14 protein-coding genes are annotated in these 13645 nt (G+C 64.4%); 4 read left to right on the plus strand and 10 right to left on the minus strand.

Annotation, left to right across the window (positions count from 1 at the left end):
- Positions 1-21: 21 nt before the first annotated feature.
- A complete protein-coding gene (locus FHS00_RS01450; RefSeq protein ID WP_183469162.1) occupies positions 22-1017 on the minus strand; it encodes a zinc-binding alcohol dehydrogenase family protein in 996 nt (331 codons plus the stop codon).
- 111 nt (positions 1018-1128) lie between these two features.
- On the opposite strand from FHS00_RS01450, the gene FHS00_RS01455 reads away from it, so the two are divergent.
- Both FHS00_RS01455 and FHS00_RS01460 read left to right on the plus strand, forming a co-directional pair.
- The gene (locus FHS00_RS01455) at positions 1129-2034 is read left to right on the plus strand and encodes a LysR family transcriptional regulator (protein ID WP_183469164.1); all 906 of its coding nucleotides are present in this window, start codon (positions 1129-1131) and stop codon (positions 2032-2034) included.
- Between the two features lie 275 nt (positions 2035-2309).
- Positions 2310-2699 carry a nuclear transport factor 2 family protein gene (locus FHS00_RS01460; protein ID WP_221188671.1) on the plus strand — a complete coding sequence of 130 codons (390 nt, stop codon included), beginning with the start codon at positions 2310-2312 and terminating at the stop codon, positions 2697-2699.
- A 131-nt stretch (positions 2700-2830) separates the two neighbouring features.
- Here the strand turns inward: FHS00_RS01460 and FHS00_RS01465 are convergent, their stop codons facing one another.
- The 8 genes from FHS00_RS01465 to FHS00_RS01500 all read right to left on the minus strand — a co-directional run bounded on the left by FHS00_RS01465 (position 2831) and on the right by FHS00_RS01500 (position 11943).
- Positions 2831-3424 (minus strand): HAD family hydrolase, encoded by a 594-nt coding sequence (locus FHS00_RS01465; protein WP_183469168.1) that lies wholly within the window; start codon positions 3422-3424, stop codon positions 2831-2833.
- A 408-nt stretch (positions 3425-3832) separates the two neighbouring features.
- Positions 3833-4909 carry an ABC transporter ATP-binding protein gene (locus FHS00_RS01470; RefSeq protein ID WP_183469170.1) on the minus strand — a complete coding sequence of 359 codons (1077 nt, stop codon included), beginning with the start codon at positions 4907-4909 and terminating at the stop codon, positions 3833-3835.
- Between the two features lies 1 nt (position 4910).
- Entirely contained in the window at positions 4911-5897 is a 987-nt protein-coding gene (locus FHS00_RS01475; protein ID WP_183469172.1) for a glycoside hydrolase family protein, read from the minus strand.
- 25 nt (positions 5898-5922) lie between these two features.
- The gene (locus FHS00_RS01480; RefSeq protein WP_183469174.1) at positions 5923-6801 is read right to left on the minus strand and encodes a carbohydrate ABC transporter permease; all 879 of its coding nucleotides are present in this window, start codon (positions 6799-6801) and stop codon (positions 5923-5925) included.
- A complete protein-coding gene (locus FHS00_RS01485) occupies positions 6801-7877 on the minus strand; it encodes a carbohydrate ABC transporter permease (protein ID WP_183469176.1) in 1077 nt (358 codons plus the stop codon). The genes FHS00_RS01480 and FHS00_RS01485 overlap by 1 nt, the downstream gene beginning before the upstream one ends.
- A gap of 59 nt (positions 7878-7936) precedes the next feature.
- Positions 7937-9196 (minus strand): ABC transporter substrate-binding protein, encoded by a 1260-nt coding sequence (locus FHS00_RS01490; protein WP_183469178.1) that lies wholly within the window; start codon positions 9194-9196, stop codon positions 7937-7939.
- Positions 9197-9221: 25 nt separating this feature from the next.
- Positions 9222-10256 (minus strand): LacI family DNA-binding transcriptional regulator, encoded by a 1035-nt coding sequence (locus FHS00_RS01495; protein ID WP_183469180.1) that lies wholly within the window; start codon positions 10254-10256, stop codon positions 9222-9224.
- Positions 10257-11046: 790 nt separating this feature from the next.
- Complete coding sequence (locus tag FHS00_RS01500) at positions 11047-11943, minus strand: LysR substrate-binding domain-containing protein (protein WP_183469727.1); 897 nt, start codon at positions 11941-11943, stop codon at positions 11047-11049.
- A 117-nt stretch (positions 11944-12060) separates the two neighbouring features.
- Here FHS00_RS01500 and FHS00_RS01505 point away from each other — a divergent pair, with 117 nt between their 5' ends.
- Complete coding sequence (locus FHS00_RS01505) at positions 12061-12765, plus strand: SDR family oxidoreductase (protein ID WP_183469182.1); 705 nt, start codon at positions 12061-12063, stop codon at positions 12763-12765.
- Positions 12758-13003 (plus strand): DUF6552 family protein, encoded by a 246-nt coding sequence (locus FHS00_RS01510; protein WP_425486015.1) that lies wholly within the window; start codon positions 12758-12760, stop codon positions 13001-13003. The genes FHS00_RS01505 and FHS00_RS01510 overlap by 8 nt, the downstream gene beginning before the upstream one ends.
- A 75-nt stretch (positions 13004-13078) precedes the next feature.
- Here FHS00_RS01510 and FHS00_RS01515 read toward each other — a convergent pair whose 3' ends face one another.
- Positions 13079-13594: a TetR/AcrR family transcriptional regulator gene (locus tag FHS00_RS01515; protein WP_246390896.1), complete on the minus strand. Its 516-nt coding sequence runs from the start codon at positions 13592-13594 to the stop codon at positions 13079-13081.
- Positions 13595-13645: the final 51 nt, after the last annotated feature.

A 13645-nucleotide genomic window follows, 5' to 3' on the forward strand; every position in this document is an offset into this window, starting at 1 on the left:
CGATCTCCTTGTCGCACAGCCTCAGAACCCGCCCAGAACCTGCTTGCCGATCACCCGGCCACTCTCCTGCCGCAGATGCGCGGCGCGCAAGGTCTCGACGCTTAGCGGGCCCAGCCGCTCGGTCACGGTAGATTGCAGCGCGCCCGCGTCGATCATCTCCGACACGCGGTTGAGCAGCTCCCGCTGGGCGCCGATATCCTCGGTCCCGAACATCGAGCGGGTGAACATGAACTCCCAGTGGATGCTCAGCGCCTTGGGCTTCGCGGGTTTGATGTCGAGCGTCTCGGGGTCGTCGATCAGCGCGATCTGGCCGTGCGGTGCGATCAGCTCGATGATCGCGGGCCAGTGCTGATCCGTCGCGGTCAGCGCCGCCACATATCCGGGCGTCAGGCCCAGCTCGGCCACCTGCGCCGCGAGATCGCCACGATGATCCACCACGTGATCGGCGCCCATTTTGCGCACCCAGTCCCGCGTCTCGGGGCGCGAGGCGGTCGCGATCACCGTGAGACCGGTCAGCGCCTTGGCGAGCTGGATCAGGATCGACCCCACGCCACCGGCCCCGCCGATGACGAGCAGGGTCTGACCGGTGCCGCCCCCTTCGGTCAGGCGGAAGGACTCGAACAGCATCTCCCACGCCGTGATCGTGGTCAGCGGCAGGCCGGCGGCTTCGGCGAAATCGAGGCTAGTGGGCTTGCGCCCGACGATCCGTTCGTCGACCGCGTGAAGCGCTGCATTCGTGCCGGCGCGGGTGACGTCGCCGGCATAGAAGACCTCGTCACCCACCTCGTAGCCCGCGACCTCGTCGCCGATTTCCACCACGACCCCGGCTGCATCGAAGCCCAAGATCCGCGCGCCGCCCTCGGACTGCACCGCCGCGCGCAGCTTGACGTCCACCGGGTTGACCGAGACGCCCTTGACCTCCACCAGCAGGTCGCGTGGCCGAACTTCGGGCCGGTCCGCGTCGAAAATCTCCAGAGTGCCCGCCGCACCTGCTGCGCGATAGCCGATCGCCTTCATCTGACATGTCCTCGATGACGTCATTCCGTTGCTCCCCAAGATATCTCTTGCGAATTTCTGGGAAACCGGCAGCTTCCGGATTTGATTATTCGGCTTTGGGATATAATCGCCATGGACACCGACAACCTGCGTCTCTTCGTGATGGCGGCCGAACGGCTCAATATCTCCGCCGCAGGGCGCGCGCTGGGCCTCGCCCCCGCGGTCGCAAGCGCGCGTCTCGCCAAGCTGGAGCAGGAGCTCGACGTGGAGCTTCTGCGCCGGACCACCCGCAAGGTGTCGCTGTCGCTGGAGGGGTCGGATTTCCTGCCCTATGCCCGCGAAATTCTTGCCCAGGCCGATGCGGCCCGGGCTGCCTTGGGCGGCACGGAAGCAGGTCCGAAGGGCACGCTACGCTTCGCAGCACCCAGCAGCTTCGCGCAGCTGCACATCATGCCGCTGCTGCCCGAGTTCCACGAGCTCTATCCCGATCTCACCCTTGACCTGCGCCTATCCGACACGCGGTTCGACGCGATCGAGGGCAGCTTCGATCTGGCCCTGCGCAGCGGGCCGCTGAGCGACAGCAGCCTGAAGGGCCGCAAGCTGGCCGACGACACCCGGGTTCTTTGCGCGTTGCCGGCCTATCTCGAGACGCATGGCACACCGGCCACGCCGGCGGATTTGGCGGGCCACCAGCTCATCGCCTGGAGCAACCTCGAGCCACGGGAACTGGTGAACGCGGCCGGAGAGAAAGCCCTGCTCGACCCCGCCCGCATGGCCTGCCGAACCATCGTGGATGACGGCGATGCGCAGCGCGAGGCAACCCTTGCGGGGGCCGGGCTGTCGATGAACTCTCTGTGGAACGTCGCCCATGAACTGGCCGCGGGCCGGCTTGTCCGGGTTCTGTCAGAGTGGAAAATGAACGACCGCTCCGTGCTCTGGCTGGTCTATCCGCGCACCAACGTGCTGACCCCGAAAACCCGGATCTTCATGGACTTCCTGATCGCCCGGCTGTCCGGTCATGCGGGATGGAGCGAGTAAGCGGTCGCCTGTCGCGGGGTCTTGGAAGCCCGGCCGATGAATGCCGCCGCACCGCCCAGAGAATCGTCATCGGTCGTCTGGCAGCGGCGAATGGTTTTGACAGATCTCGATGGGACCGATACCGAGACCCGATGATCCGTTGCCATCAGACCTTGAGCTATTACCGCCGTCCCTGACGGCGGCTCGATGATGCGTGACGATCAGAGAAGCCGCCGCCCATGGGCGGCTCGATCGGTTCAGAGGCGTCCGGGCTTGGTTCCCCAAAGGAGACCGGAATGACCCTCGATGACCTCTGCCACCGCTACCTCGACGCCTTGAACACGGGCGATCTGGAGGGCGTGCGCGCCCTGTTCACCCCTGACGCCGAGATTGTGTCGCCGCTCTACGGCGTCCGGCCCGCGCACGACTTCTACGCCGAGCTTTTCGCGGATACCTCCCGGTCGGAGACGACGCTCCTCAACGTCTTCGACAGCTCTGCCGAAGGCCGCTCCGTCGCTCTGCATTTCCGCTACGTCTGGACCTTGGCCAGCGGCAAGGTCGTGGAGTTCGAATGCGTCGATGTCTTCGAGTTGGCCGAGGACCGGCAGCGCTTCGCCCGGATGACCATCATCTACGACACCGCGTCTCTGAGGGCCGACTTCGAGGCCTCCCGGAAGCAAGCCTGAGCACTGCCATAGAAGCGGCCGTTCCTGTTGCGCGCAGCGAAGGGCCGCTTCCCACCCTCCCCTGCTTTGGTGCTTCCGGCGCTAAGCCGACCTTCATGCCTTGCGTAGCAAAGGTCAGCTTCGACCCCTTCTCATCCAATATGGCGCTTCAAGATTTCGGTTAAGCTATCGCCATCGCTCCAATGGACCCCATTCCAGCCGGCAGAAATCGCTGCCTCGACGTTTTCCAGTTTGTCATCGACCAACAACAGTTCATCGGGGTTATATCCGGCCCGCTCCTCCGCGAATCTGTAGAACCCTGCGTCCGGTTTCTGATGGCCCGCCATCGCCGAATAGACGACTCCATCAATCTCGCTATTTAGACCCACCTTATTCAGAAGATAATCCGCTCTGGAGTAGCTTTGATTGGTTGCCAGATACACTGGAATCCCTCGACATCTTGCGTCCCGCACATCTGCGAGAACATCCGGCACAACCCGAGAACTCTGCTCGTACCAGTAGCTTACCAGTGTTTCGGCGGAAACGTCTGTTCCAATTTTTATCAACGCTTCTCGAAGAGTCGGCATAAGTTCTTTTTGACCAATCACGACACTTTGCCACTCAGCTCTGATAAATTCGCGGGCGAGGTCGCGAGGCGAGATTCCCAAGTCGTCCAATAGCCCAACCATCCAGTGTTGACCGTCAGTTGGACGTCCGAAGACCAACACACCATCCACGTCCAGCATAAGACACTTAATTTTCAATCTGCGCACTTTCGGTTTATCCTGAATGTCAGTCTGGCTGCCTTAGTCTCGTTGATGAAGGGGGCAGAGTTGGTAGGCATGCAATGAGCGAACTTCTGCTTTGTCCGCTCACCGGACCTCGGCCCGGCCTGCGGCGAATGTCGGCTTACCGCCCTGATCTTTCACGGACGATACTGGCCATAGGCTACGGCCTGAAAGCGCTGTGCAGCGTCCACCTTGCGGACTTCGGCTCACACCGCCGCGAAGGACAGATCCCTGCCCTTCCTTATCAAGGCAGTTCCAAGACCTCAGCCGACATTTCTCTCCCGCACAGGGAACAGCTGCTCCAACCGCTACGCGACGGCCAATGAAGCCGTCGCCTGTGCCCGACATCTTGGCATCAAGCCGCGCTCAGTTGGGGCTTCCCCGGAAAAGGTGCGTCTGCTCTGGGCGGAAGGTCAGACTCACCTCACGGCCACGCTCGAACACGGCATCTTCTGAGAGCGCAGCAATCAAAGGACTGCCATCGGTCAGCTCGAGATCGACCACGGTTTCAGAGCCGAGCCGCTCGGTCAGCTTCACCTTGCCATGCAGCTTGCCTTCGGACGGATCGAGCGAAGGGTGCAGGTATTGCGGCCTCAGGCCCAGCGTCAGCCTTTCGCCGGGACGAAGCCCGTCGAGCTTGCAAGGCAGTTCGATCGGGTCGAGCGCAGGGTTCTTCACTACTGCCGAGCCGGCACGCGCCTCGGCCACCTCGACCTCGATCAGGTTCATGGATGGCGCGCCCAGGAACTTGGCGACGAAGAGGTTGGCGGGGTTGTGATAGAGATCCATCGGCGCGCCGACCTGCTGCACCTCGCCATCCTTCAGCACCACGATCTTGTCGGCCAGCGTCATCGCTTCGACCTGATCGTGCGTGACGTAGATCATCGTGGTCTTGAGCTCCTTGTGGAGCCGGCCGATCTCCATCCGCATGTCCATCCTGAGCGCCGCGTCGAGGTTCGACAGAGGCTCGTCGAACAGGAATACCTCGGGTTTGCGGGTGATGGCGCGCCCGATCGCGACGCGTTGGCGCTGGCCGCCGGAAAGCTGGCTGGGCCGCCGGTCCAGCAGGTGCTCCATCTGGAGGATGCGCGCCGCCTCCTGCACCGCGGCCTCCCGCTCGGCCTTGGGGGCCTTGGCGACGGTCAGGCCGAAGCCGATGTTCTCGCGCACCGTCATGTGGGGGAAGATCGCGTAGCTCTGGAACACCATGGCGATGCCGCGTTCCTTGGGCTGCACCTCGTTCACCACGCGACCGCCGATCTCCAGCGTTCCGTCGGAGATCGTCTCCAGTCCCGCGATCATCCGCAGCAAGGTCGACTTGCCGCAGCCCGACGGGCCCACGAAAACCACGAACTCGCCATCCTCGATCTCGAGGTCGATGCCCTTGATCACCTCCGTCGCGCCGAAGCGCTTGCGGATGTCCTTCAGCCTCACCGTCGCCATGTCATTTCCCCCTGTCGGAAGCTTCGATGTAGAGCAGTCCCTCGGCGTCGACCTTCACCGGCACCGGGTCCATCACGTAGCCGCCGAAAGCCTCCTTGCCGCCGTCTCGAAAGCCCATCAGCACCGGGCCCGTTTCGGTCATCAGCACCCTTGCCGCGTAGCGATAGCAGGGCAGATCGCCGTCGAGGAAACCGGGGGCCACCCGCCATGGCCCGCGCGGGCCGTCGCCGACGAGGTAGTGGTTGCCGGTGACCGGCGGCACGCCTGCCTTGGTCTTTCGGTCCTCGGACCAGTGGATGTCGGCGGTGCAGAACAGGCAGTACCAGCGCCCGTCGATCTCGAAGGGCTGCGGCACCTCGAGCTGGCCGTAATCGCCGACGAAGACCGGGGGCTGGAGCGTCCACTCGTAAAGATCCGGCGAGGTCGCGAAGCCGATCGCGCCGCCGGCATTGGCTTCCTCGATGCCCGGCGCACGGGCGGTGAAATACATGAGGTAGCCGTCGCCGTCGGGGTCCTTCATCACGAAGGGATCGCGCATCGCCCGGTCGGGCCAGAAGCCCACCTGCATTTCGGCCTCGTAATGCGCGGCATTCGGCCCTTCCATGTCGAGGCAGAGGCCGGAGCCCACGCGCTCCCAGGAATGCATGTCGGTCGAGGTGGCGTGGCCGATGCGCTGGTAGAGCCCCTTCTCGGCCGAGCCGCCGCCCGTGTAGAACAGGTGCCAGAGTCCGTCGGGCCCCTGAATCACCGAGCCGGTCCATGTGGTGGTGTCGTCCCAGGCCGGCTTCGGCGCGGGCTTCAGGCAGGTGCCCTTGTGCTCCCAGTTCACCAGATCGTCGGAGACGGCATGGCCCTGGGAGACGTTGAAGTGCCGCAGGCCCGGATCGCCGAGCGACTTGTCGGCTTGCAGGAAGTAGCCGTGCCAGCGCTGCCCGTCATGGGCATACCAGCTGTCCCAGATCCATTTGTCGTCGAGTGCGAGGGTCATGTCGTGTCCTTGCGAATGAATGGCGTCAGCCCTTCACGCCGGTCGAGGCGATCGAGGAGATGAAGGCGCGTTGCAGCACGAAGTAGAAGGCGAGCACCGGCAGGGTGATCAGCGACAGGTAGGCCATGATCTCGCCCCAGGCGCGGTTGAGCTGGAAGAAGTATTGCAGCCCGACCATGACGGGGCGGTAGGTCTCTTCCTGCACCACCATCAGCGGCCAGAGGTACTGGTTGTACATCACCAGGAACTTCAGGATCGCGGCGGTGGCCAGCACGGGACCAGCGAGCGGCATGACGATGCGGCGGTAGATCATCCACCAGCTTGCACCCTCGACGCGGGAGGCCTCGATCAGCTCGCGCGGCAGGTCGCGGAAATACTGCACGAAGAGGAAGATCGTCAGACCGTCGGCAACGAAGGGCAGGATCTGCACCCTGTAGGAGTTCAGCCAGCCGAAGCTCAGCCCGTCGAAGCCAATCCAGGGCAGCTGGTTGACCATCAGTAGCAGCGGGATGGCGATGGTCTCGAAGGGCACAATCAGCGTGGCGAGAATGATCGACAGCAGGACCCCCGAGCCGCGCCATTCGAGAAAGACGAAGGCGAAGGCAGCGAGCGAGCACACAAGAAGCGACAACACCACCGTGACCGCCGTTACCAACACGGAGTTGAAGATGAACAGCCTCACCGGCGCACGCTGGAAGGCGGCGGCGTAGTTGTCGAAGGAGATGTCTCCCACCGGGAGGAAGGCTCGCAGGCTGCCAGTGTCCGACAGAAGCTGCTGATCGGGTTTGAACGAGCTCACCACCATGAACACCAGCGGGAAGATGAAGATCACCGCGATCAGCACCAGCACCGCGTAGCGTACAGCCAGCCTGAGGCCGCGATTGGACGGATCGATCTGGGCCATCAGTTGCGCTCCCGCGTCAGGTATCGCTGGATCAGCGAGATGGTGAGAACCAGCAGGAACAGGAGCACCGAGATGGTCGAGCCGCCGGAGATGTCCTGCTTGCCATAGCCGCGTTCCACGGCCTGGAAGACGATGGTCTGGGTGCTGTCGAGCGGCCCGCCGCCGGTCATCACGTCGATCTGTGCGAAGAGCGCGAAAGCCTGCATGGTGATGACGATCAGGATCAGCACGGCGGTGTTTCGCAGCCCCGGCCAAGTCACGTAGCGAAAGGTCTGCCAGCGTGAGGTGCCTTCGATCTCGGCAGCTTCGTAGAGTGTCGGGCTGATCGTCTGAAGCCCAGCGAGCCAGATCACCATGTGAAAACCGACCGCCTGCCAGATCGACATCGCCATGATCGCGGGCAGCGCCGTGTCGGGATTGCCGAGCCAGTCGACCGGCTCGAAGGCACCGAAGGTGACTGCCGAGAGGATGTTGTTCAGCAAACCGTCATTGCCGTCATAGATGAAGCGCCACAGCAGCGAGACGACGACGATCGAGACCACCACCGGCATGAAGTAGATGGTGCGGAAGATGTTGATGCCTCGGAGCCGCTGATTGATCAGCAGCGCCAGCCCGAGCGCAAGGGCGGCCTGCACCGGCGCCACGATGAGGACGAAGGTCAAGGTGTTGACGATCGCGGTCATGAACACGACGTCGCGCGCCAGCACCACGACCTGGTTTTCGCCCCAGCTCCAGCTCAGCCATTCGCGCATGCCATCGAGATGCGCGTAGTCCGGATTGCCCCGGGTGAAATTGCGCAGCCGCGGATACGCGAGCGCGCCGTCCTCGTCGCGGATAAGGGTGCCCTCATCATCACGCTCCGGTTCAAGCGTGAGGACCCCCATCCCCATCAGCTGGCGATAGTTGTCCAAGCCCACCCATTCGGTGGGGTTCGGCGATATCAGCCGCTGATTGGTGAAGCTCAGCCCGAAGGCGAAGAAGAAGGGCAGGATGATGAAGACCGCGATCAATCCGAAACCCGGGAGCGCCATGGCCCACCCGGCCCGGTTCGATTGCGTCAGTCTGGAGCGGGACATGGGTCACCTCGCGTCTGGGGCCGGCCCCCTCGGGAGGAAGGGGGCCGGGCTGGGGAGGATCAGTGGCCGTAGCCCTGGTTGCGCTCGATGTCGGCGTCGATTTCGTCGACCGCCGCATCCAGCGTGTCGACCACGTCGGCACCGTTGGCGATGTCCGCGAGCGCCTTCTCGAACACCTTGGCGGCGACGACGTAGCCCGGCGTCACCGGGCGCAGCTTCGCCTGGCTTTCGGAGAGGTCATAGAACACCGCCATCGGGCCGCCATCCTTGTAGTTCTCGGTCATTGCGGCCGCGCTCTCGGTCGGCGGGATCAGTCCGATGCCGTTCGAGAAGGCCGCGAGATACTCATCCTGCAGCGCAAATTCGATGAAGGCAGCCGCGCCCTCGGGGTGTTCGGAGGACGCCGAGACACCGAACTGCCAGCTGGCCGCGCCGATCACCGGGCCATTGCCGAAATCCGGTGCCGGCAGGAACAGCGTATCCTCGCCAAATTCATTGAGGATGTTCATCGCGGCCCAGTTGCCGTTCCAGCTGATCGCGTATTTGCCCTCGACGAAGCCGTTCTCGCGGTCGGCGGGGTCCTGGCTGGTGCCGGGCACAAGGTCGCGCTCGAACAGCGACTGCCACCATTCGCCGAACTCGACCGCGGCATCGCCGTTCAACGCGCCTTCGGCCGTGGTGTAGGTCTCGCGATCGACGATGTCGCCGCCGAAGCTTTGCAGGAAGGGACTGAAGGCATAGGGATACCATTCACCCGTCCAAGCCATGCCGAGATCGAGCGGGTACTGGAAGTCGCCGCTGTCCTTCAGTGTCACCAAGGCGGCGTCGAATTCCTCGAGCGTCCAGGGCTCCTCGAGCGTCGGAATGCGGATGCCGTGCTCTTCGAGGTAGCTCTGACGCGTCACCATGGCGACGGCGGCGTCCCACAGGCCGATCGAGTAAAGCTTGCCATCCCATTCGCCCTTGGTACCGGGCAGGAAGTTCTCGATGATCGCCTCGTCGATCGGCAGCGGCTGAAGGTAGCCGGACCAGGCCCAGTTCGGCATGACGGGACCGTCGACATCGAGGATGTCGGGCAGGTTGCCCGCCAGCGCTGCGGCGATCACGCTGTCATTGTAGCTGCCCTGCGGGAAGCTTTGCAGGCTGACCCTCCATTCCTCCTGGCTTTCGTTGAAGTCGTTGACGATGCCGTTGATGATATCGCTTTCGACCTCGTTGCCGGCGCCGTGATACCACATGCTCAGCTCGGTCTGCGCAGCCGCACCGGTGGCGAGGGCGCTGGCAAGGATCGTGCCTGCCATCAGGTTCGTTCTGGTCATCTTCGGGTCTCCTCCCAGTTGCGTGTCAGTGTTCGGTAACGGATTGGCGCCAGCAGACCGGTCCGCCGACCAGTTCGACTTCGGTCGGTGCCGGTGCCCCCGCGATCAGCGAAAGAAGACGGCGCGCCGCCGCCTCGCCGATGCCGCGGTAGTTCAGATCCGCTGTGGTGAGCGGCGGATACAGCGTCTCGGAAATAACGCGGTAATCGTCGTAGCCGGCAACGGAGATCTCCTGCGGCACGCGGATGCCGCGTTCGCGCAGTTCGCCGTAGAGCCGGAGGGCCAGTTCGTCGTTGCCGCAGCAGATCACGCTCGGCCGATCCTCGAGCGCCAGCAGTTGGTCGAGCGCGGATGTAAGGAACGGCTTGGGTCCCTCGCCGCGATCCGCAAAGCCCTCGATCTCCAGCTCTGGGTCGAAGGCTATTCCCGCGGCCTCCAGCGCCTCGCGATAGCCTTGGCTGCGAAGTTCCGTCGCGACCATGCCCGCAGGAAGGGTGAGATAACCGATGCGACGATGCCCGGCAGCGATCACCCGTTCGACCAATGCGCGCTGGCCGGCGCGGTCATCGGGCAGAACCGCGGGCGTGCCCGCGGCGTCGAAACAGTTGGCCAGCACCAGCGGCGCGCCGCGCGGGTCGAGATCATCGATCCGCTGATGATGATCAGCGACATAGACCAGCCCCTCCACCCGGTGCTGAGCGAAGGTCGCCACCAACTCGGAGGCGCGATCCGCCTCGCCCCCGGTATCGGCGATCATCAGGGTCAGGCCCGCCTCGGCCACGACGCGTTGGATCGCCTGCACGATGAACAGGTCCGGCAGGCCGGATGGCCCGGCGCTTCCGTCACCGCGGGAGATCGCCCCGGTGATCAGCCCGATCAATCCGGACCGGCTGGAGCGCATCGTCCGCGCCGCACGCGAGGGGCGGTAGTCGAGTTCACGAATGGCGGCCTCGACCGCATCGCGTGTCTTGGTCCCGACCGGCGCGTCGCCATTGATCACCCGCGAGACAGTCTTGGGAGAGACGCCAGCCTGCTTTGCAACGTCGTAGATCGTGGCCATCGTCTCGCTCCCCTCACCCTAGCCATTCACACCGCATGGAATGACATCGGTGTCATGACATCGGTGTCATAACGGATCGCATTCCGTTTGGTCAACCCTTTTCAGATTGCGCTCGCGGCTGCGGTTTAAGATCTGGCACCGCGATTTACCGGCGCTGACAGGTGGTAATCCTGTCAGTCGCATCGAAGCCCGGAAGCGTTTTACAGGCGTATGAACACCGCCTGGCTCTGCCCTACACCGCTGCCCGGAACCGCCTACGCTGGAGGTGTCGCCCATATTCAAGGACCGCTTACTGCCTGCTTCGGACCTTGGCACCGAGCGCGGTAACGGGTGGCTCTCTGCCCCGCGCGACAGGGCCAGCACAGGCATCGGAACACGCGCACCCAGATGGCTGGGATGAGACGGGACTGATGGAACCTCAGACGCCTACCCCTAGGCGAGGCGCTGTATCAGGCAGGACTTCTTGGATGCCCGACTTGACCGATTGTCCTTTCGAACCGCTGGTTCTCCCATGCGGAGCCACACCTACAGATCGGATCGCGAAAGCGATCGGCAGCTTGCCACTCTTCCCTGCTTCGGTGCTCCCGGCCCACAGCAGACATTGATCCGGTGCGTCGCGAACTTGTCCAAGCGTTCCAGAACGGTCCTGCGGCAGGAAAACTGCCGCGATAGCGTCGAAGCACATCGCGGACTTCTGATCTTCCCTCAGCTTGGGCCGCACTTCTGTGTAGGTTACGGGAGCGTCCAATGATGGTGCTGGTGGGCGCCCTTCATTGGTCGAACTATCGCTTCAACCCTGCCGGACTTCGCCGCGCGCCATGCTGAGCAGCCAGTCCCTCACGCGCATGGCCGCATCGGATGCGCCCTGACGCGGCAGCAGGGCGTAGAAGTCCTGCCCCCCTTCGAGCGCGGCCTCGACAGGCTGCACGAGGCGACCCGCATCGAGGTCCCGCTGCACGAGGAATCGGCTGGCCAAGGCGATGCCCTGACCGGCCAGAGCCGCGTCGAGGCTCAGTGTCGTCTGGCTGAACCGAAGTCCGCGTGGCGCGGCCAATTCGGTCCCGAATGCCATCTCGAGGAACTGCGGCCAAAGATCATGCGTGTCGTGTAGCAAGGTCATGCGCGAGAGCGCCACCGCATCGAGAAGCCCTCCCTGATTGGCAACCAGTTGTGGCGAGCACACCGCGATAACCTCCTGCGGAAACAGCAGGTCGCCGCGCAGGCTCGCTCCGAATGGCGGGCGCCCCTGCCGCACCGCCAGGTCGATGCCGTCCGAGTGAAAGCTCATGACGCGCTCGGTCGCGGTGATCCGCAGGTCGATCCCGGGATGGGCTTGGGTGAACTCCGCAAGCCGCGGGATGAGCCATTTCGACGCGAAGGTCGGGGTCACGCTGATCGTCACCCGCGACGGCGTTTCCCGAAGCGCGGCGGTTGCGTCCATGAGCTGGGAAAAGGCCCGGGCCACAGCGACATGGTAGACCCGCCCCGCCTCGGTGAGGCTCAGCCCCCGCGGCTCGCGAAGGAACAGACGCAGGCCGAGATGTTCCTCGAGACCGCGCACCTGCTGTGCCACAGCCCCCTGTGTCACGCCCAATTCCTCTGCCGCCGCGCGGAAGGACAGGTGCCTTCCGGCCGCCGAGAAGGCGCGCAGCCCGCTCAGGGAGGGCAGATCGGCTTCGCTCGACACGATAGTTCTCCTACACCCACGCAACAGTTCACCTGACTGGTCGCATTCGTTCAAGCCCCTTATCTGATGATCCATGGGCGCAACAGGCGCCGCAGGAAAGTTAAGGAGCGCGCAGAGATGGCGACAAGAAAAGTGGCGCTAATCACGGCTGGCGGCAGCGGCATGGGAGCTGGAGCTGCGCGGCGGCTGGCGGCCGACGGATTCAAAGTCGGAGTGCTGTCCTCCTCGGGCAAGGGAGAAGCTCTGGGCAAGGAACTCGGCGGCTTCGGCGTCACCGGCTCGAACCGATCGGTCGACGATCTGAGCCGTCTCGTCGACGGGGCGATGGAACGCTGGGGGCGGATCGACGTGCTGGTCAACTCGGCCGGGCATGGCCCGAAGGGCGACATCCTCGAGATCGCCGACGAGGACTGGCACGAGGGGCTCGAGGTCTACCTGATGAACGTGATCCGCCCTACCCGGCTCGTCACGCCGCTCATGGCGGCGCAGGGCGGCGGCGCAATCATCAACATCTCGACCTTTGCGGCATTCGAGCCCGACCCGCTCTTTCCCACCTCGGGCATCTTCCGCGCGGGGCTTGCCGGCTTCGCCAAGCTCTATGCCGACCGGTATGCGGCGCAGAACATCCGCATGAACAACGTGCTGCCCGGCTTCATCGACAGCCTGCCCGAGACGGAGGACCGACGGTCGCGCATTCCAATGGGCCGTTACGGCCGGGAGGAGGAGGTGTCCTCCCTGATCGGCTGGCTCGCCTCCGAGGACGGCGGCTACGTCACCGGCCAGAACTGGCGGATCGACGGGGGGCTGACCCGTGGTGTCTGAGGCGACCGATATCGCGGGCCGGGACCGGACCGCCTTCGTCGTGAAGTGGGGGGCCTCGGTCATCCAGATCCTCGGCTATGCCGGGACGGCCTTCGGCTGGACGCCGTGGAACCTATATCTATTCGTCGTTGGGGTTCTTGGCTGGCTGTTCGTCGGCGTGCTGTGGAACGACAGGGCGATCATGCTGATCCACTTCGTCGCCCTCGGCGCGATGCTGACCGGCATGGCGAGCCAGTGAGGTCGGTACCGGCGTCGAGCAACCGATGGCGGCCTCGACCTTAGATGAGGCCGGTCACCGAGTGGAACCCCGTCGTCACGCGGCCTCGCCGCTCAGCAGGCCGTGCCCCAGCCGCTTCGCACTCGCTATGGCGGCGTCACGGTGCAGCGACCACGCCTGCGTGAGACCTTCCATGATCACCGAGAGTTCGATTTCGTGGCCCTCGAGCCCGGTGGCTGCGGCGGCGCGGCGTGCCACCTCGGCCTTGTGCCGCCCCAGCACCTCGCGCAGCCGCGCGCTGCCGGGCTCGGCGGCCACCGCGCTGTGGAACAGGCAGCCATGCGAGGTCTCGGTTGCCATCCACGCTCCGACGCGGTCGAGCAACGCGTCCAGCGTCGCCGCCGGTGCATCCGGCAATCCGTCGAAGAGGTGCGTGAGGTAGCGCGTATGTCGATGCTCCAGTGCCGCCAGCACCATGTCCGCGCGCGACGGCACGTACTTGTAAAGCGTGCGCAGGCTGACGCCTGCCGCATCGCGCAGATCCTCGACGCTGGGCTCGGCGAAGCCGCGGGCGGCGAAGGCCTGCTCCAGCCCGGCGGCGATCCTCGTCATCGTATCGGTCATGCTTGACGATGTAGAGAGGTCCCTCTACCAGAGCAAGTA

The organism is Limimaricola variabilis (assembly GCF_014195545.1).
Lineage (GTDB): Bacteria > Pseudomonadota > Alphaproteobacteria > Rhodobacterales > Rhodobacteraceae > Limimaricola > Limimaricola variabilis.

Bases quoted from the DNA above. Each gene is read 5' to 3' on its own strand.
- FHS00_RS01495 (WP_183469180.1), bottom strand. From the start codon at position 10,256: ATGGCCACGATCTACGACGTTGCAAAGCAGGCTGGCGTCTCTCCCAAG.
- FHS00_RS01460 (WP_221188671.1), top strand. From the start codon at position 2,310: ATGACCCTCGATGACCTCTGCCACCGCTACCTCGACGCCTTGAACACG.
- FHS00_RS01475 (WP_183469172.1), bottom strand. From the start codon at position 5,897: ATGACCCTCGCACTCGACGACAAATGGATCTGGGACAGCTGGTATGCC.
- FHS00_RS01455 (WP_183469164.1), top strand. From the start codon at position 1,129: ATGGACACCGACAACCTGCGTCTCTTCGTGATGGCGGCCGAACGGCTC.
- FHS00_RS01485 (WP_183469176.1), bottom strand. From the start codon at position 7,877: ATGTCCCGCTCCAGACTGACGCAATCGAACCGGGCCGGGTGGGCCATG.
- FHS00_RS01470 (WP_183469170.1), bottom strand. From the start codon at position 4,909: ATGGCGACGGTGAGGCTGAAGGACATCCGCAAGCGCTTCGGCGCGACG.
- FHS00_RS01465 (WP_183469168.1), bottom strand. From the start codon at position 3,424: ATGCTGGACGTGGATGGTGTGTTGGTCTTCGGACGTCCAACTGACGGT.
- FHS00_RS01490 (WP_183469178.1), bottom strand. From the start codon at position 9,196: ATGACCAGAACGAACCTGATGGCAGGCACGATCCTTGCCAGCGCCCTC.
- FHS00_RS01450 (WP_183469162.1), bottom strand. From the start codon at position 1,017: ATGAAGGCGATCGGCTATCGCGCAGCAGGTGCGGCGGGCACTCTGGAG.
- FHS00_RS01515 (WP_246390896.1), bottom strand. From the start codon at position 13,594: ATGACGAGGATCGCCGCCGGGCTGGAGCAGGCCTTCGCCGCCCGCGGC.
- FHS00_RS01480 (WP_183469174.1), bottom strand. From the start codon at position 6,801: ATGGCCCAGATCGATCCGTCCAATCGCGGCCTCAGGCTGGCTGTACGC.
- FHS00_RS01505 (WP_183469182.1), top strand. From the start codon at position 12,061: ATGGCGACAAGAAAAGTGGCGCTAATCACGGCTGGCGGCAGCGGCATG.